Below are 17,217 nucleotides of genomic sequence, written 5' to 3'. Positions count from 1 at the left end.
TCGCTATTTGAGCGGCTAACGTTCCTTTTCGTTAGTTGTAAATGCTGTGAATAAACCAACAGTCAGTAAGGGAAATCATTTTCAGGTAATAAAACAGTCAATTCACCCACCGACGAGGTTAAACACTGAGTTAAATATAGAACAGTCTCGCGGTGCCGCATTCAGAATCGGTCAAAAAACAGGCAAACCAACGCCGAACGGGATGATTTAAGAACATTCCGCAAGGGTCTAATAAGGCAGGGAATTAAGAAGAGCACGGCGAAAACCGTGCTCTGAGAGGGGATTAGTGTTCGCGCGTTTTGCGGAACTGAACGTCAGGATAGCGTTCCTGCGTCAGGTTCAGGTTAACCATGGTTGGGGCGATGTATGTCAGGTTATCGCCGCCATCGAGCGCCAGCTGGATCTCATTCTTACGCTTAAATTCTTCGAATTTCTTCACGTCAGAACACTCAACCCAGCGCGCAGTCGCCACGTTTACGGATTCGTAAATCGCTTCAACGTTGTATTCGCTCTTAAGACGCGCAACTACCACGTCAAACTGCAACACACCGACCGCACCAACGATCAGATCGTTGTTCGCAATTGGGCGGAATACCTGTACCGCACCCTCTTCGGAAAGCTGTACCAGGCCTTTCAGCAGCTGTTTTTGCTTCAGCGGATCGCGCAGACGAATACGACGGAACAGCTCCGGCGCAAAGTTCGGGATGCCGGTGAACTTCATCATCTCGCCCTGGGTGAAGGTATCACCGATCTGGATCGTGCCGTGGTTATGCAGGCCGATGATGTCACCCGGATACGCTTCTTCAACGTGAGAACGGTCGCCCGCCATAAAGGTCAGCGCGTCGGAGATCACCACGTCTTTACCGATACGCACCTGGCGAAGCTTCATGCCCTTTTCATATTTACCGGACACCACACGCATAAAGGCCACGCGGTCGCGGTGTTTTGGGTCCATATTGGCCTGAATTTTAAAGACGAAGCCGGTGAATTTCTCTTCTTTTGCTTCGACTTCACGGGTGTCGGTTTTACGCGGCATCGGACGCGGCGCCCACTCCACCAGACCGTCGAGCATATGATCAACACCGAAGTTACCCAGCGCGGTACCGAAGAAGACCGGGGTAATTTCGCCTGCCAGGAACAGCTCTTTATCGAACTCGTGGGAGGCGCCTTTCACCAGCTCCAGCTCGTCGCGCAACTGCGCGGCCAGCTCTTCACCTACCGCTACGTCCAGCTCTGGGTTGTCCAGGCCTTTCACAACGCGCACTTCCTGAATAGTGTGACCCTTACCGGTCTGATACAGGTAAGTCTCATCTTTATAGAGATGGTAAACACCTTTAAACAGCTTACCGCAGCCGATTGGCCAGGTAATTGGTGCACAGGCGATCTTCAGCTCGCTTTCCACTTCATCCATCACTTCCATCGGATCGCGGATGTCACGGTCGAGTTTGTTCATAAAAGTGAGGATCGGCGTATCGCGCAGACGGGTAACTTCCATCAGCTTACGGGTACGGTCTTCTACACCTTTTGCGGCATCGATAACCATCAGACAGCAGTCAACCGCCGTCAGCGTACGATAGGTATCTTCGGAGAAGTCTTCGTGGCCCGGGGTGTCCAGCAGGTTCACCAGGCAATCGTGATACGGGAACTGCATCACGGAGGTGGTAATCGAAATACCACGCTGCTTTTCCATCTCCATCCAGTCAGATTTTGCATGCTGGCTGGAGCCACGGCCTTTAACCGTACCGGCAGTCTGAATAGCCTGTCCGAACAGCAGCACCTTTTCGGTGATGGTCGTTTTACCGGCATCCGGGTGAGAGATAATGGCAAAAGTGCGGCGCTTGGCCACCTCTTGCAGATAAGGAGACAACGTCATAATCAAATCTTCTTTTATAAGCGCGGCAGCACGCCACGCATCATGGAATACAAAATTGCGGCTATTTTACCCATCAATAGGGGGCAGGCAATCATTGTTTACACAGGAGTTGCTCCAGTTCGTTCAATGACGAGACGGTCCAGGTCGGTTGGATACCTTCAGGCTGCACGCGACCGTGCGCATTCAGCCAGACGGTCGACAAGCCCGAGTTCATGCCACCCAGAATATCCGACTCGGCGGTGTCCCCTACCATCAGCACGCGTTCGCGCTCAGGATTGCCTGCCTGCGCCAGCGCGTAATCGAAAATACGCGGATCGGGTTTTGGTACGCCCACTTCTTCGGAAATCACCAGCGCATCGAAATGATCGCGCAGGCCGGTACGTTCAAGACGGATCTGCTGTAAGGCGGTAAATCCGTTGGTAATAATACCCAGTTTCGCCTTACCTTTCAGGGAGTCCAGCAGGGAAACCGCACCCGGCAGCGGCGCGCAGATATCGGCCATCGCATTCAGGAAGGCATCATTCAGCGAGCCAGGACTCACCTTCAGGCGCTCTGCCCACACATCAAAGCGCTGATGTTGCAGCTGCAACGCGGTGATAGTACCGTTCTGGTAATCCACCCACAGCGGTTTATTAACCGCCTGATAGTCCTGAAAATCTTCAGCGGTGAAGGTAACGCTATAATCCAGAAACATCCGCTGTAGGCCACCGAACGAGTCAAACGTAAACAGCGTTTCGTCGGCATCAAAGAAAATCCAGTCCCATTTCATCGTTACAACCTTATTTTCGTTATCCAAGCGGCAGAGCCATGATGATGGCGTCTTCACGTCCCTCTGCGGTGGGGTAGTAGTTACGGCGGATTGTCGCCTCGTTAAAGCCTAAGCTTTCGTAGAGTGCGATGGCGGCGACATTTGATGCGCGTACTTCCAGCCACAGGGTGAAAACGTCACGGGTTTCAAGCTCGCGAATTAAATACTCCAGCAGCTCCCTTCCCAGGCCTCGGCGCTGAAACGCCGGGTCGACCGCGATGTTAAACAGCGTTGCTTCATCCAGCACGACCTGAGTGATGGCGAATGCCGCCATCGTGCCATCGACATCCAGGCGGTAGTTCAGATAGCGGTCGCCCTGATTGCTGGCGAATGTTTTTTCGCTCCACGGAAACGCATGGGCGCGTGTTTCAATCGCGAACGCTGTCGTCAGATCAGGCGTCGTGAGGGAAGAAATCGTGTTCATATTTGCAGATTTGTTGCCACAGCGCGCTGCGCGCTTTTGGGTTTGCTTTTAGCTCTTCCAGCACGGGAGAGCTTATCTGGCTTCCCTCAAGGGCGAGTTCGTTCACCTCTCCCATCCGCCAGCTGTTGCAGCGGCTGTCAGGAGGCAGCATCGCGACCCGTTCTGGCGTCAGCTGTAATACCTGATCGGGCGTGAGCTTCAGGCTAAGAAGGACATCGCCAATAAGGGCTTCATTCAGGGCAGGCAGCGCCTCCGCCACCATCACCAGGCGAACATGCGCAGGAATGGCAATGGCAATTTCACCCTGCAACGCCGTCGGGCGACGCAAGGCCCACTGGGTAATACCCAGCTGCTGCAACTGCCAGTCTCGTCGGGATGTCATAGGGAAAGCTCCTGTCTCTCAGGCGCGCAAATATAGCAAATGTGTCGAAAGTGCGCCATCTACCTACTATAATCCCCGCCTGAGTTTATTGAGGAACAATTCATGTCTGCATTTACCCCGGCAAGTGAAGTCTTGCTGCGTCACAGTGATGATTTCGAAGAAAGCCGTATTCTTTTTGCCGGAGATATGCAGGATGACCTGCCTGCGCGTTTCGACTGTGCTGAAAGCCGTGCCCACACCCAGTATTACCACCACTGGCAGGTGCTGAGCCGCCAGATGGGCGAGCGCGCGCGCTTTAGCCTGGTGGCAGAGCAAAGCGACGTTGCCGATTGCGACACGCTGATTTACTACTGGCCGAAGAACAAACCTGAAGCGCAATTCCAGCTGATGAACCTGCTCTCCCTGCTACCGGTGGGATGCGATATCTTCGTGGTGGGTGAAAACCGTAGCGGCGTGCGCAGTGCCGAACAGATGCTGGAAGAGTACGCGCCGCTGAACAAAATCGACAGCGCCCGTCGCTGTGGCCTTTACCACGGTCGCCTGGAAAAACAGCCATCGTTTGATGCAGATAAATTCTGGGGCGAATATCAGCTTGATGATTTGACCATCAAAACCCTGCCGGGTGTTTTCAGCCGCGACTATCTGGACGTAGGTAGCAAACTGCTGCTCTCCACCCTGACACCGCATACCAAAGGCAAAGTGCTCGATGTGGGCTGTGGCGCGGGCGTGCTGGCAACAGTGCTTGCCAGTCATTCACCAAAAGTACGCTTAACCTTATGTGATGTCAGCGCGCCAGCGGTTGAAGCTAGCCGCGCAACGCTTGCCGCAAACGGTTTTGAAGGTGAAGTGATCGCCAGCAACGTCTTCTCTGACGTGACCGGTCGCTTTGACATGATTATCTCTAACCCGCCGTTCCACGACGGGATGGAAACCAGCCTTGAAGCGGCGCAAACCCTGATCCGCGGTGCAGTACGTCACCTTAACAGCGGCGGTGAACTGCGTATCGTCGCCAACGCCTTCCTGGCGTACCCGAAAGTGCTGGATGAAACCTTCGGCTTCCACGAAGTGATTGCCCAGACCGGGCGCTTTAAGGTGTACCGCACCGTGATGACGCGTCAGGCCAAAAAGTAATTCCCGAATCTGTTTGCCGGATAAGCGTCAGCGCCTTCCGGCAAACAGACGTCTCTGTTCCGACCATTTTTACATCAATCAAGGTATAGCGCGCACTTTTCTGTTGACGAAAAGCTGAAAACATCTAGAATGCGCCTCCGTGGTTACGATACTTTTATAGTATCGATGGTATGCGAAGGTGGCGGAATTGGTAGACGCGCTAGCTTCAGGTGTTAGTGTCCTTAGGATGTGGGGGTTCGAGTCCCCCCCCTCGCACCATAAATCACGTTGATATTGCTCGCACTGGGCGAAGGTGGCGGAATTGGTAGACGCGCTAGCTTCAGGTGTTAGTGTCCTTAGGATGTGGGGGTTCGAGTCCCCCCCCTCGCACCAACGAGGCGATATCAAAAAAAAGTAAGATGACTGTGCGAAGGTGGCGGAATTGGTAGACGCGCTAGCTTCAGGTGTTAGTGTCCTTAGGATGTGGGGGTTCGAGTCCCCCCCCTCGCACCAATTATCTTATTATCCCTCTGATGTTCCTTCCGTTTTTTTATTTCAAACTCATCAGTATTACCAATATTCCACTGACCAATGCAACGCACGATGGCAACAACACATAGTGCCGCAATTGCTTATGCCAGATCATCGCCGATGTCATCAGTAACCCTGACACAATAATCAGTTTCCAGATGTCGACAGAGAGATCGGCAAACATCAGACCGCCAATGATCATCCCAGGCAACAACACACCCCAGGCACTTCCCAGCGCTTTACTCAACATGGTTAGTTCTCTCACACCAATAATGATAACCAATATCATATGATAGTAATTATCATTTGTCAGTGCGCGGAATAAGAATTCATCGACCTTTACCTTTCCCATAATGACAGGAAATGTCTAAGGTGATAAATTGCTCACCTGTTAACTGTCTTTACCGTTTTCTAATAATTACAATTCGAAATTTTTGCATTCAAAATTCCAAACCAACACCTATTCGCTTGTTTTAATTAAATAATTTTAATAAACGCACTAATATGACATCACAATCCTGGCGTTCTTTGGTCAACAAGAAATATCAATTATCTTTACGTTTGTTTTTATCTTTGAATGCTGCGTCTGCACTGTTCTCGGTAACAAACCCACTCTATTCCGTGCGCCTGTTCTCCATCCCCTTGATCGCTATTTTTGCGTTAAGCGTCGGTTTACTTGCCTGGCACTGGAAAAATAAAAAACGAAAAGTAAATATTCCTGTTGTTTCAGCGATCTTTGGTCTTTTATGGGCCTGGCAAATCACCGCTAAATTTTCGTTGCTTACGCACGATCAGGGCACCTATCTGGTCATGGCATTATTAACGGTGCTCTTTATTGGTTCGCTGGCATTTGTCAGTAATATCAAAGCATTTACATTGCACTCGTTACCAACTTTTGTCGTCTGCCTGTGGTTAAGCAATCATGACAGCTGGCTGCGTATGGCCTACTCCTTTGCCCTGCCGATGGTGGCTATTGGTATTCATCACGTTTTACAAAGACGTAATGACAATTTCGCCCAGGAGTTGCTTACCCGCTTGCTGGAAGAGCGAGAAACCCTTACCGATCTCACCATGGTGGACCCGCTCACCGGCCTGTATAACCGACGTGGACTGCAAACCAGGCTGGATAACCTGCCAACGGTGGAAAATGGTGAACATTTTGTTCTGCTGCTGGATATCGACCACTTCAAGGCTTACAACGACCACTACGGTCATATGATGGGCGATCAGGCGCTGATCCGCGTCTCTGCGGCGATCCGTGATGCGGTGCGCTCGCGCGACATCGTTGCGCGCTTTGGAGGCGAAGAGTTTATGGTGCTGCTGACCAACATCTCACTTGAAAATGCTCGCCTGACGGCTGAGCGGATCCGCCAAAAAGTGTACGATTTAAAAATTCCGCATATGTTCAATGAAAGCGTGGCAACCAATGTCACCATCAGTATTGGTATTGCCATTTTTGAAGGTGAAGACGTCGAAGGGGCGCTGGGAAAAGCGGATAAAGCGCTATATGAAGCCAAGCATATGGGACGCAACAACATCCTGTACAGCGAAGAGCTGCAAACGTCTTAAGCCCGCTGTCGCACATCCCGGACAAAAGTCTTGCGATCGGCATTATCTATAGTTAGGATTGGCAATCATTATCATTTAGATTTACATCCAAAGCTATGGCCACTCGTACCGCACAAGCCGTTGAACCTATACTCTGGCGAGCCAGTCTCTCCACGGGGAGTGTTACGCTTGCGGACGCCATTCGCGAGAAAATAGCCGAAACGCGCGCGCATCTGCTGGATTTCATTAAGCTGGATGAACCGCATCCACATCACGCCATGACGCTGGCTCAGTGGCGTAATCCGGTAGAGTGGCAATCCTTGTTTGCCGCTTATTCAGACCATATCTACCGTAACCAGCCCACCATGGCGCGGGAAAACAAACCACTGCTCTCCCTCTGGGCGCAGTGGTATATCGGGTTGATGGTTCCCCCTGTGATGCTGGCCCTGTTAACCCAGGACGTCATGCTGGATCTCTCCCCGGAATTCTTCCACGTAGAATTCCACGAAACCGGGAGAGCGGCCTGCTTCTGGATTGATCTCCATGAAGATAAGCACGCGGGGCATCTTTCTGCTCAGGAGCGAATGGAGAGCCTTGTCACTCGCGCGTTGATCCCGGTTATCGATGCACTGGAAGAGACGGGTGAAATTAACGGGAAGCTTATCTGGAGTAATACCGGTTATTTAATTCACTGGTATTTGACGGAGATGAAACCGCTGCTCGGTGATGAGAAAGTCGATGCCCTACGCCAGTCGTGTTTCTTTGCCAAACAACTTTCTGATGGGCGCGATAACCCGCTGTTCCGCACCGTTGTGCCACGTGACGGACTTCTGGTTCGCCGTACCTGCTGTCAGCGCTATCGCTTGCCGGATGTGCAGCAATGTGGGGATTGTACGCTGAAGTAGTGGTGTGGTTTGCCGGGTGGCGCTAACGCTTACCCGGCCTACACTACGGTGCGGTCTGATGCCCTCACCCTGGCCCTTTCCCACCGGGTTGAGGAATCCCCACAAAAATACGAGCACGGACGGCTCCCTCTCCTTTTTGGGGAGAGGGCTGGGGTGAGGGGGAACATACGGCTCAGGTGGTCATTCCGTTCACTTTACGTTCCTTGCTACTCTGTCACCACAATACCGGTGAACGTGCCAGGGTAGCTCACCGCCGCTACCCTGGCGACCCGGGCTCCCGGCAAGAAAATCGTCGCTTCGCGAATTGTTCGCCCCATCCATGGGGCTCACCCCTTCGGGGCCAGCGCGAGCGCTGTCCAAAATTGCTCCCGGCAATTTTGTCCTCAGCGTTTGCTCCAGGCTAATCGGGGACGGGCGGATGAAACGTCCCTGTAAAGCCGCCCTCGCCGCGCATCCATGCGCGTCGCCCCGACCTTCCGTAAACGCTTCGGCGATTTTCAGCCGGACCATGACACCGCTGTAAGTCCCTTAATTCAATGGCGTAATATCATCGCTGAATTAAAGACAAAAATTACTGGGGAACCCTCAACCCACCGGGAGAGGGTACAAACATCAAAAACGGCAACCGAGATTGCCGTTTTGCTTTTTCCTAGGCAACCTGCTGGTTGTCCTCATCAGCATTACGCTGTGCTTCTTCTGCTTCCTGCTCCAGCAGTTGCTTCTCGTACACTTTGAAGAACGGGAAGTAAATGATGGCAGAAACCAGCGCCAGCAGAATCACCAGCACCGCAGCACGGAAGTCCCAGCCAAGTGCCCAGGCCGCGCCGACAGGTGCAGGCGCCGTCCATGGGACAACTGAAATCACACGTCCAATCAGGTCCAGCTTCATTGCCGCCCACGCCAGCACGGCGTTAACCATCGGTGCCAACAGGAAAGGAATAAAGAACACCGGATTCATCACAATTGGCGTACCGAAAATAACGGGTTCGTTGATGTTAAAGAAACTTGGCACCACGCTCAGACGACCAATCGAACGCAGGTGTGCGGAGCGGCTACGCAGGTAGCAGATAACCAACCCCATCGTGGCACCCGACCCCCCGATAACGATAAAGAATGTCCAGAACGCTTCCATAAAGATATGTGGCAGCGGCTGGCTGGCTGCCAGTGCAGTCTGGTTTGCTCCGAGGTTGGTCAGCCAGAACATTTGCAGCATCCCTGAGACAATCGCCGCCCCGTGGATACCCGCAAACCACAGCAAGTGGCCAATCAACACGGCAAGCAGGATCGCCGGTAAGGAGTCCGCCGCAGAAACCAGCGGTTTAAAGACAGACATAATGGCCTGTGGGATCAGCATCCCAAACTGGGACTGGATCAGCAGGCTCAGAGGATAAAGCGTCAACACTACCACCAGGACCGGGATCAGCAGATCGAACGAGTTTTTAATCATCGGCGGCACCTGATCCGGCAGGCGGATACCGATGTTGTGCGCTTTAAGGAAACGCATCAATTCCACGCAGTAAACAGCGACCAGAATGGCGGTAAAGATCCCCGTTCCGCCCAGGCTTTCTACCGGCAACGTGCCTTTGGTTTTCGGCGCAGCAACCAGCAGAAATGCCATCAGCGACAGCATGGCACACATGAACGGATCAAGCTGATGCGACTTAACGTAATGTTTGCCCAGGTTATAGGCAATGGCCGCACAGATATAAATGGACATAATGCCCATCGTCATATCAAACGGCGTCAGGATCTGGCCTTCAAATTGCTTCGCCATATCCAGCCAGGCGCGGGCAAAGCCCCAGGTGGTATCCGGCGAGAAAGGTGGGTAAGCAAACACTAATAAGAATGAGCCCACGATCATGAATGGCATGGCGGAGATAAACCCGTCACGGATAGCCATCACATGACGCTGGGAGGAGATCCGCCCGGCAATTGGGCTGACATAATTCTCAACGAAACGGAATATCAGATTAAACGCAGCATGGTTGGCAGACATAGCAGATCTCCTGTCAGACGTTCGTATCGGGCGCATTCACGCCACACGTTGTTCCATACATCAGCTTCACAACCTTGCTGGGTCGTTTACCAGCAGCACAGCTCAAACGGAATGGTTTCATAATTTGCTCTTATTATTGGATACAGGGGACGTTACGTAATCAGTATTAATCTCTCATTCACGCTCTGCAACCGGTTACTGTAACCGGTTTCCGTGAATGTGAAGGCGATCCAGAAATCAGCCATATGGGATATTTGTTACTTAAGAGATATTTACAGAGCATAATTTCTTATGACAGATTACGCAGGATATTTGTCAGGAGGAAACAATGAGTTTGCAGTCTGTACAGCAGTTTTTTGCCGACAACGCACCCGAGATAGAAGTCATTGAGCTTAGCCAAAGCACTGCAACCGTTGCGCTGGCTGCTGCCGCTCATCACGTTGAACCAGGGCAAATTGCCAAAACGCTATCGTTAAAAGTGAAAAACGAGGTGATCCTGGTTGTTGCGAAAGGAGATGCGCGCCTGGATAACAAAAAACTGAAGGACACATTTGGCGCAAAAGCGCGGATGCTCAGCAGTGATGAAGTGGTTACCGTCACTGGCCATCCTGTGGGTGGCGTCTGCCCATTTGGGCTGGAAAATCCCCTCTCGGTCTATTGCGATATCTCTTTAAAGCAATACCCGGAAGTGCTACCTGCTGCGGGAGCCATTCACAGCGCAGTGCGAATTTCACCGGAAAGAATGGTTGAGCTTACCTCGGCAAAATGGGTAGATGTTTGCATTTAATCGCCGCGCCAGAGCGCATCTGGCACGGGATAACACATTACGAGAACGCCGGAACGGTTAATGCGGTTCGGCGACCTTCCCCAGCGGGAAGATGTGTAAGAAGATCGGCTGCATCCAACAACCCTACATCAGAATTTACCCCCAGCTTCACCATGGCATTAAACTTATGCGCCCGAATCGTTTTAATATTGCGTTCAAGCTGGGTCGCGATTTCTGGGATGGAGTACCCAAAAGACATATAACGCAAAATCGCCCGCTCAGTCGGACTCAGCATTCGGTTATGGCTCACGTACCAGTGATTGAGCATATTGTCATTCACACGCCCGGTTTCTTTGAGTAATGCCGAAAGTTCATCCAGCAGCTCAATCAGCGGAACCGCTTTGTTGATAATGCCGTGAAGACGGGATGGAAAAAGGTGGCTGACCAGCTTCGCCTCCATCTCACCAGATGCCAATACAATTCGCTGTATATCGTTGTGATTCAGTGCAAGCTCGCGCATACAGGAAAGACAATTCCGGCGTTCTTCGCGCGCATCTGAAAGTGAATAGATCACCGAGAAAAAGGAAGTCCTGGATAATGCGACTTTTAAACTGTCGGCACGTGTAAATAGATGCAGCTTATAATCGCTGAGTGGTGGCATAGCGAAGAGATGCGTCAGCCCAATCGCACTCATTGCGCAATTTTCGATGAGGGCGATATGTCTTGTTGCAGTGGTCTTTTCCATTCCTCAAACTCCCCATAGGCTGACATCAGACTCAGCTCTCTCATTCCCTGTACACTGCTGATCCATGCGTACATATCTGCATTACTGCGCAATGACAACCGCCGCATGGCACTGTTTTTTTGAGCACTGATCGTTTTATTGCTCTTCTTGAGCAATGTAGCAATTTGATTAATTCCCCAACCTTTCCCCAGCAGGCGCAGCACCTTACGTTCAGAGTGAGTTAGCGCGATAAGCGATTCACTCTTTTCACCGAACTCCTGGGAATCCGGCGTGAGTAACGTCTGGCTTATTCGCTCGGCACGTTCTCTACCGGCACGAATCGCACTAATCACGCCATCTATCGGTTCCATATCGGACAATAACGTTGTTTCAGGGCGCATGAGCAGCTCAACCGCGCTTGCATAAAGAGGGCGAGAAACCAGGAATATCCAGTGAATCCCCCGGTATTGATTTAACAATCCATAATATTGCTCAAGGGTTCCGCGCGGGTTTCTGTAATCGCCAGAAATATCAGCAATAATAACGTCGGCCCTGCGTAACTGAAGCAACGTGAGTTCTTGTAACGAACAGCAATAGTTCAGTTCATAGTCGGGAAAATGACGTGCCATTACTCCGCCCAGACCAGACTGCATTACGGGTATCTTGCTGATTACTACTCCGTGTTTACCATTCAATGGCAACATAGCTCCTCCGAATCCTTTCTTTTACTAAATAATGTTAAATGCATTCAGATAAATGTTGATTCATTCCTGAATGAAGGACGAGTTTTACTGTCAGAAATTAAGATAAAGCTTGATGGTATAAGAATTGCCCCAAACAGGTTTAATATCTCACAAATAGAAATAAATTTTAATTACACAACCGTTATAATATTGAAAATATAAAATTAGCAAAACTAAATATATATTTTTTATATTTCAGAATTAAACATTCAAACCACGAATGATCATTCATCAATGTCCCGGCGCATGACCTCTGCAACTGTTTGCACAAATCTTGATCTGACCCAGAGCAAGCGATCCCGCACTTTGTGCTAAAAGTAAGCATTCCGGGCCATCAGGCAAGCAATCCTTCTTTTCTTCAGGGTAAACATGCAGGCAGATCAGTCAACGCAACGTGCCGTAACGCGGCTATGTATTCAGTGTGGGCTTTTTCTATTACAACACGGGGCGGAAAGTGCCCTGGTGGAAGAACTCTCTACTCGTCTTGGGCTGGCGTTAGGGATGGATAGCGTTGAAAGCTCCATCTCATCAAACGCCATTGTGCTGACCACGATTAAAAATGGTCAATGCCTAACCTCAACCCGCAAAAACCACGATCGCGGCATTAATATGCACGTCGTCACCGAGGTGCAGCACATTGTCATACTCGCAGAGCACAAGCTGCTGGATTTGGACGAGATAGAAAAACGATTCAACCAAATCAAACCGTTACGTTACCCTCGTTGGGTGGTTGTGCTGATGGTTGGGCTCTCCTGCGCCTGTTTTTGTAAGCTCAACAAAGGTGGCTGGGATGGCGCGGTCATAACCTTTTTCGCCAGCAGCATTGCCATGTATGTCAGACAGCTTCTGACACACCGGCAGTTGCACCCGCAAATTAACTTCTGCATCACGGCCTTTGTCGCGACAACCGTGTCAGGTTTGCTGCTGCGCCTGCCCACGTTCGCCAGCACGCCCACCATTGCGATGGCTGCCAGTGTATTGCTGCTGGTTCCGGGGTTCCCGTTGATTAACGCTGTTGCCGATATGTTTAAAGGGCACATCAATACCGGCCTCGCACGATGGGCGATCGCCAGTCTGCTGACCCTGGCAACCTGTATCGGCGTGGTGATGGCAATGACATTGTGGGGGTTACGGGGATGGGCGTGATTGATTTTCTGTTAGCGCTGGTCCAGGACATGGTTCTGGCAGCTATTCCTGCCGTTGGCTTTGCCATGGTATTCAATGTGCCGCGCCGCGCGCTGCGCTGGTGCGCACTGCTGGGTGCTATCGGCCACGGTTCGCGTATGGTCATGATGACATCAGGCTTTAACATCGAATGGTCGACCTTTATGGCCTCGATGTTAGTCGGCTGCATTGGCATTCAGTGGTCGCGCTGGTATCTGGCGCATCCAAAGGTCTTCACCGTGGCGGCAGTTATTCCCATGTTCCCCGGCATTTCCGCCTATACGGCGATGATTTCGGCGGTGAAAATCAGCCACTTCGGCTATAGCGAGCCGCAAATGATCCTGCTGCTCAGTAATTTCCTTAAAGCTTCTTCCATTGTTGGCGCGCTCTCCATCGGGCTGTCTATCCCCGGATTATGGCTGTATCGCAAGCGCCCACGCGTTTGATTTGTGTTCTCGCGCTGCCGTGGTGATAATCCCAACATTCCGTTTAGTGACGATAAGGAAATGAAGTGGCTAACCCTGGCAGCGAATTCCCCGACCACAATGAAGGCAGCCTGAAGGATAAAATTTTTCACAGCGCTATCGAGCTTTTTGCCGAGTATGGGCTGAACGGCGCCCGCATGGAGCAAATTGCGGAAAAGGCAGGCACCACAAAACGCATGGTGGTGTACCACTTCAAAAACAAAGAAAACCTCTATCTTCTGGCGCTGGAGCACGTTTATACGCAAATCCGCGCCAGTGAAAAACAGCTGAGCCTGGCCGGAATGCCGCCTGTTGAAGCGCTGGTGCATCTGGTCGAGTCCACCTTTGATTATCATGCCGAACACCCGGACTACATCCGTATTATCTGCATGGAAAACATGCAGCGCGGCCGCTTTATGCAGCAGTCGAGCTACCTGCGTCAGGTGAACCGCAGCGCGCTGGAACTTCTCGCCGGGATCCTGCAACGCGGAAAAGAAAAGCAGCTGTTCAATCAGACAGTCGACGCGCGCGATCTTCACCGTCTTATCAGCAGTTTTAGCTTCCACTACGTTGCCAACAGCTACACCTTTACGCTGCTGTTTGAAGATGGCGCAGACGAGCAGGCGCAACGCCAGCACTATCGTAAAATGGCGGTTCAGGTAGCGCTTCGCTATACTTGCCCATAAAATAGCTTGCAATTATATCGCACACTATCTATATTCAATCCATGAACGCGAAAATGAACGACGCCACCCCCGCGCTGCTGCTGGATAACCAGCTCTGTTTTGCCCTCTACTCGGCAAACCTGGCGCTGAATAAGCTGTACCGGCAACTGCTGGCACCGCTTAACCTGACCTACCCGCAATACCTGGTGATGCTGGTGCTGTGGGAGCAGGATGACATTACGGTGTCGGAGATTGGCGAGCGTCTGTTTCTTGACTCAGCCACACTAACGCCTTTGCTGAAACGTCTGGAAAGCGCCGGGCTAATCAACCGCCATCGCTCCCGTAAAGATGAGCGTCAGGTTGTGGTCACCCTGAGCGACGCGGGAAGCAGCCTGCAACAGCAAGCTGTGGGTATTCCGCAGGCGGTAGGTTGTGCGGTGCAATGTGATACCGCCACCCTGGCAGGGCTTAAGCAACAGCTTGAACTTTTCCGCCAACAGCTACAGCGCGCGTAAGGCTATACTTTACGCGTATTTATTTACACATATATATCGCACGCTATTTAATAGCACATATAAATGCAAGATGAGGAACCTGCCATGTCTTTAGAAAAAGTTGTCTACACTGCCAAAGCAAAAGCAACCGGAGGCCGCGATGGCCGTGCAACCTCCTCCGACGGCGTACTGGATGTAAAACTGGGCGTGCCAAAAGAGATGGGCGGCATGGGTGGCGAAGTCACCAACCCGGAACAACTTTTCGCAGCCGGCTATTCTGCCTGCTTCCTGGGTGCAATGAAGTTCGTTGCTGCCCGCGATAAATTCTCCCTGCCGAAAGACGCGTTTATCGAAGGCGAAGTAGGTATTGGCCCGCTGCCAACCGGTTTTGGTATCGAAGCGAAACTCAACATTCACGTTGAAGGTATGGATGCAGCCGAAGCGAAAAAACTGGTTGATGCTGCACACATTGTTTGCCCGTACTCTAACGCCACTCGCGGCAATATCGACGTGACGTTGAATATCATCGCCTAATCCCTACCGATTCCCTCTCCCTGCCGGGAGAGGGTGACCTATACTTTCCCCCTCCATCCCCTCTTCCTCTCTGTGCTACCATAAGCCCATATCACGCCCGTAGTAATCAGTAGAGAAAGTGTTATGTCTTCCAGAATCCTGACCACCAGCATTGCGGGTATCGATGCGTTTATGCACGATCCCCGTGGTGTACTGACCAACGCCGAAAACGGCACGCTCGCGGTATTCGCTGATAACGCACCGGCGTTTTATGCGATCACGCCTGAACGTCTGGCACAGCTGTTGGATCTCGAAGCGCGCCTGTCGCGCCCGGTGAGCGATGTGACGCTGGATACTCAGTTCTTTGAAGAGCCAGGAAGCGCCCCGGTCGCCGTGCCGATGGGGAAATTTGCCATGTACGGCGGATGGCAACCTGACGCCGATTTCCAGCGTCAGGCCGCGTTATGGGGGATTGCTCTCGCGCAAACAGTCACCCCCGAAGAGCTGGCGGCATTCACCGCCTACTGGCAGGCAGAAGGCAAAGTGTTCCACCATGTTCAGTGGCAGCAAAAACTTGCGCGCAGCATTCAGATGAACCGCGCCAGTAACGGCGGTCAGTCAAAGCGCGATATCAACGCCTTTTCAGAACCAGACAAACAGATCCCCAATGGATTCCGAGGTGCTAAATGAAAAACGTCGGCGACCTGATGAAACGTCTGCAAAAAATGATGCCTGCCAACGTCAAACCCGCGTTTACGACCGGTGAAGAACTGCTGGCATGGCAGAAAGAGCAAGGAGAGATCCGCGCCGCCGCCCTCGCCCGCGAAAACCGGGCCATGAAAATGCAGCGCACGTTCAACCGCTCTGGCATCCGTCCGCTGCACCAGAACTGCTCGTTTGATAACTACAAAGTGGAGTCGCAGGGGCAGATGAACGCTCTGGCCGCCGCACGCCAGTATGTAGACGAATTCGACGGTAACATTGCCAGCTTTATTTTTAGCGGTAAGCCCGGCACCGGGAAAAATCATCTTGCCGCTGCCATCTGTAACGAGCTACTGCTGCGCGGTAAATCGGTGCTGATTATCACCGTGGCCGATATCATGTCCGCCATGAAAGACACTTTCAGCAATCGCGAAACCAGCGAAGAACAGCTGCTTAACGACCTGAGCAACGTCGATTTACTGGTCATTGATGAGATTGGCGTTCAGACCGAATCCCGCTATGAAAAGGTGATCATTAACCAGATTGTCGACCGCCGTTCCTCGTCAAAACGCCCAACCGGAATGCTGACTAACCACAATATCGACGAAATGACCCGTCTGCTGGGTGAACGCGTCATGGATCGTATGAAGCTCGGTAACAGCCTGTATGTCATCTTTGACTGGGATAGTTATCGCAGCCGCGTTACCGGCAAAGAGTATTAGGAAATTTCCAGGAAATACCGGCGCGACAAGAGGTATATACTGGCTCCACTTTCGGCCCAAAACGGGCTTTGTTCGAGTAAGCAATTATGAAAAAACACGTTCTTCTCAGCACAGTATTAGGCGCGCTGATGGTATCCGGCGTTGCTCAGGCCGCATCATGGCAAGATTCACTCTCCAGCGCCGCGAACGAGCTGACCAAAGAGAGCAGCAGCTCTCAGGGTGGCCTGTCCGCCTCTTCCCTCACCAGCCTGTTAGGTAGCAGCTCTCAGAGCCTGAGCGCGGGCACCATGAACAACGCGGCAGGTATTCTGGAATATTGTGCGAAGCAAAAGCTGGCTTCCATGACCGACACCCAGAACATTAAAAACCAGGTGCTTGGCAAACTGGGTCTGGATACGCAAGAACAGAAACAAGATACCAACTACATGGACGGTATTCAGGGCCTGCTGAATGCGCAAAACGGCCAACAGCTTAACCTGAGCACCCTCGGCAACTCTTCGCTGGCGAAAGAAGTGAAAACCAAAGCCTGCGATCTGGTGCTGAAGCAGGGGATGAATTTCATCTCCTGATCGACCCCATTTTCTGCCACAACACGCCGCGTTTAATACGTTAGTCTTATAACGCGGCGTCAAATGAGCGTTTTCACCACCTGCCACAGTCTCAGCGTCCGCCAGTCAGGATGC

At 51.8% G+C, this 17,217-nt stretch carries 20 protein-coding genes and 3 tRNA genes; 15 read left to right on the top strand and 8 right to left on the bottom strand.

Going from position 1 to position 17,217, the window contains the following annotated elements; translation table 11 throughout:
- Positions 1–283: 283 nt before the first annotated feature.
- The 4 genes from prfC to ACS603_RS16775 all read right to left on the bottom strand — a co-directional run bounded on the left by prfC (position 284) and on the right by ACS603_RS16775 (position 3,487).
- Positions 284–1,873: a peptide chain release factor 3 gene (prfC, locus tag ACS603_RS16790; protein WP_182059490.1), complete on the bottom strand. Its 1,590-nt coding sequence runs from the start codon at positions 1,871–1,873 to the stop codon at positions 284–286.
- A 91-nt stretch (positions 1,874–1,964) separates the two neighbouring features.
- A complete protein-coding gene (yjjG, locus tag ACS603_RS16785) occupies positions 1,965–2,642 on the bottom strand; it encodes a pyrimidine 5'-nucleotidase (protein WP_182059489.1) in 678 nt (225 codons plus the stop codon).
- Between the two features lie 19 nt (positions 2,643–2,661).
- Positions 2,662–3,105, bottom strand: coding sequence for a ribosomal protein S18-alanine N-acetyltransferase (gene rimI / locus ACS603_RS16780; RefSeq protein WP_014068794.1), 444 nt, complete (start codon positions 3,103–3,105; stop codon positions 2,662–2,664).
- Positions 3,074–3,487, bottom strand: coding sequence for a DNA polymerase III subunit psi (locus ACS603_RS16775; RefSeq protein WP_315687821.1), 414 nt, complete (start codon positions 3,485–3,487; stop codon positions 3,074–3,076). Before ACS603_RS16775 ends, rimI begins: the two co-directional genes overlap by 32 nt.
- A gap of 102 nt (positions 3,488–3,589) precedes the next feature.
- Between ACS603_RS16775 and rsmC the strand changes: the two genes are divergently transcribed.
- The 4 genes from rsmC to ACS603_RS16755 all read left to right on the top strand — a co-directional run bounded on the left by rsmC (position 3,590) and on the right by ACS603_RS16755 (position 5,110).
- On the top strand, positions 3,590–4,618 hold the full coding sequence (rsmC, locus tag ACS603_RS16770) for a 16S rRNA (guanine(1207)-N(2))-methyltransferase RsmC (RefSeq protein WP_182059488.1): 1,029 nt from the start codon (positions 3,590–3,592) through the stop codon (positions 4,616–4,618).
- A gap of 172 nt (positions 4,619–4,790) precedes the next feature.
- Positions 4,791–4,876: transfer RNA gene (locus tag ACS603_RS16765), tRNA-Leu, on the top strand.
- A gap of 28 nt (positions 4,877–4,904) precedes the next feature.
- A tRNA-Leu gene (locus tag ACS603_RS16760) sits at positions 4,905–4,990 on the top strand.
- A 34-nt stretch (positions 4,991–5,024) separates the two neighbouring features.
- Positions 5,025–5,110, top strand: a tRNA-Leu gene (locus ACS603_RS16755).
- Positions 5,111–5,147: 37 nt separating this feature from the next.
- Here ACS603_RS16755 and ACS603_RS16750 read toward each other — a convergent pair.
- Positions 5,148–5,417: a DUF1435 domain-containing protein gene (locus tag ACS603_RS16750; protein ID WP_182063521.1), complete on the bottom strand. Its 270-nt coding sequence runs from the start codon at positions 5,415–5,417 to the stop codon at positions 5,148–5,150.
- A gap of 215 nt (positions 5,418–5,632) precedes the next feature.
- Between ACS603_RS16750 and ACS603_RS16745 the strand changes: the two genes are divergently transcribed.
- Together ACS603_RS16745 and fhuF are read left to right on the top strand one after the other, a co-directional pair.
- A complete protein-coding gene (locus ACS603_RS16745; protein ID WP_474944611.1) occupies positions 5,633–6,697 on the top strand; it encodes a GGDEF domain-containing protein in 1,065 nt (354 codons plus the stop codon).
- Between the two features lie 95 nt (positions 6,698–6,792).
- A complete protein-coding gene (fhuF, locus tag ACS603_RS16740; protein ID WP_315687817.1) occupies positions 6,793–7,581 on the top strand; it encodes a siderophore-iron reductase FhuF in 789 nt (262 codons plus the stop codon).
- Between the two features lie 649 nt (positions 7,582–8,230).
- On the opposite strand, the gene ACS603_RS16735 is transcribed toward fhuF, so the two are convergent.
- Complete coding sequence (locus ACS603_RS16735) at positions 8,231–9,577, bottom strand: PTS sugar transporter subunit IIC (RefSeq protein ID WP_182059483.1); 1,347 nt, start codon at positions 9,575–9,577, stop codon at positions 8,231–8,233.
- A gap of 328 nt (positions 9,578–9,905) precedes the next feature.
- Here ACS603_RS16735 and ACS603_RS16730 point away from each other — a divergent pair, with 328 nt between their 5' ends.
- Complete coding sequence (locus ACS603_RS16730) at positions 9,906–10,364, top strand: YbaK/EbsC family protein (protein ID WP_474944610.1); 459 nt, start codon at positions 9,906–9,908, stop codon at positions 10,362–10,364.
- A 37-nt stretch (positions 10,365–10,401) separates the two neighbouring features.
- On the opposite strand, the gene bglJ is transcribed toward ACS603_RS16730, so the two are convergent.
- Together bglJ and ACS603_RS16720 are read right to left on the bottom strand one after the other, a co-directional pair.
- Positions 10,402–11,037, bottom strand: a complete 636-nt coding sequence (bglJ, locus tag ACS603_RS16725; protein WP_315688679.1) for a DNA-binding transcriptional activator BglJ — start codon at positions 11,035–11,037, stop codon at positions 10,402–10,404.
- A complete protein-coding gene (locus ACS603_RS16720) occupies positions 11,034–11,771 on the bottom strand; it encodes a LuxR C-terminal-related transcriptional regulator (protein WP_182059481.1) in 738 nt (245 codons plus the stop codon). Before ACS603_RS16720 ends, bglJ begins: the two co-directional genes overlap by 4 nt.
- A gap of 408 nt (positions 11,772–12,179) precedes the next feature.
- On the opposite strand from ACS603_RS16720, the gene ACS603_RS16715 reads away from it, so the two are divergent.
- From ACS603_RS16715 to ACS603_RS16680, 8 genes are all read left to right on the top strand, one after another.
- Entirely contained in the window at positions 12,180–12,956 is a 777-nt protein-coding gene (locus ACS603_RS16715; RefSeq protein WP_182059480.1) for a threonine/serine exporter family protein, read from the top strand.
- Entirely contained in the window at positions 12,947–13,420 is a 474-nt protein-coding gene (locus ACS603_RS16710) for a threonine/serine exporter (RefSeq protein ID WP_182059479.1), read from the top strand. The genes ACS603_RS16715 and ACS603_RS16710 overlap by 10 nt, the downstream gene beginning before the upstream one ends.
- A 65-nt stretch (positions 13,421–13,485) precedes the next feature.
- Positions 13,486–14,124: a TetR/AcrR family transcriptional regulator gene (locus ACS603_RS16705; RefSeq protein ID WP_315687812.1), complete on the top strand. Its 639-nt coding sequence runs from the start codon at positions 13,486–13,488 to the stop codon at positions 14,122–14,124.
- Between the two features lie 41 nt (positions 14,125–14,165).
- Complete coding sequence (locus tag ACS603_RS16700) at positions 14,166–14,618, top strand: MarR family winged helix-turn-helix transcriptional regulator (RefSeq protein WP_315687810.1); 453 nt, start codon at positions 14,166–14,168, stop codon at positions 14,616–14,618.
- A gap of 84 nt (positions 14,619–14,702) precedes the next feature.
- Entirely contained in the window at positions 14,703–15,131 is a 429-nt protein-coding gene (locus ACS603_RS16695) for an organic hydroperoxide resistance protein (RefSeq protein ID WP_014068780.1), read from the top strand.
- A 123-nt stretch (positions 15,132–15,254) separates the two neighbouring features.
- On the top strand, positions 15,255–15,800 hold the full coding sequence (gene dnaT / locus ACS603_RS16690) for a primosomal protein DnaT (RefSeq protein ID WP_474944608.1): 546 nt from the start codon (positions 15,255–15,257) through the stop codon (positions 15,798–15,800).
- Positions 15,797–16,534: a replicative helicase loader DnaC gene (gene dnaC, locus ACS603_RS16685; RefSeq protein WP_014068778.1), complete on the top strand. Its 738-nt coding sequence runs from the start codon at positions 15,797–15,799 to the stop codon at positions 16,532–16,534. Before dnaT ends, dnaC begins: the two co-directional genes overlap by 4 nt.
- A gap of 86 nt (positions 16,535–16,620) precedes the next feature.
- Positions 16,621–17,103 carry a YjjA family protein gene (locus ACS603_RS16680; RefSeq protein WP_474944607.1) on the top strand — a complete coding sequence of 161 codons (483 nt, stop codon included), beginning with the start codon at positions 16,621–16,623 and terminating at the stop codon, positions 17,101–17,103.
- Positions 17,104–17,217 lie beyond the last annotated feature (114 nt).

This window comes from Enterobacter sp. Li2LvB3 (genome assembly GCF_056156645.1).
The sequence above is the reverse complement of the archived record's forward strand: the minus strand, read 5'-3'. Positions and strand labels throughout refer to the sequence as shown.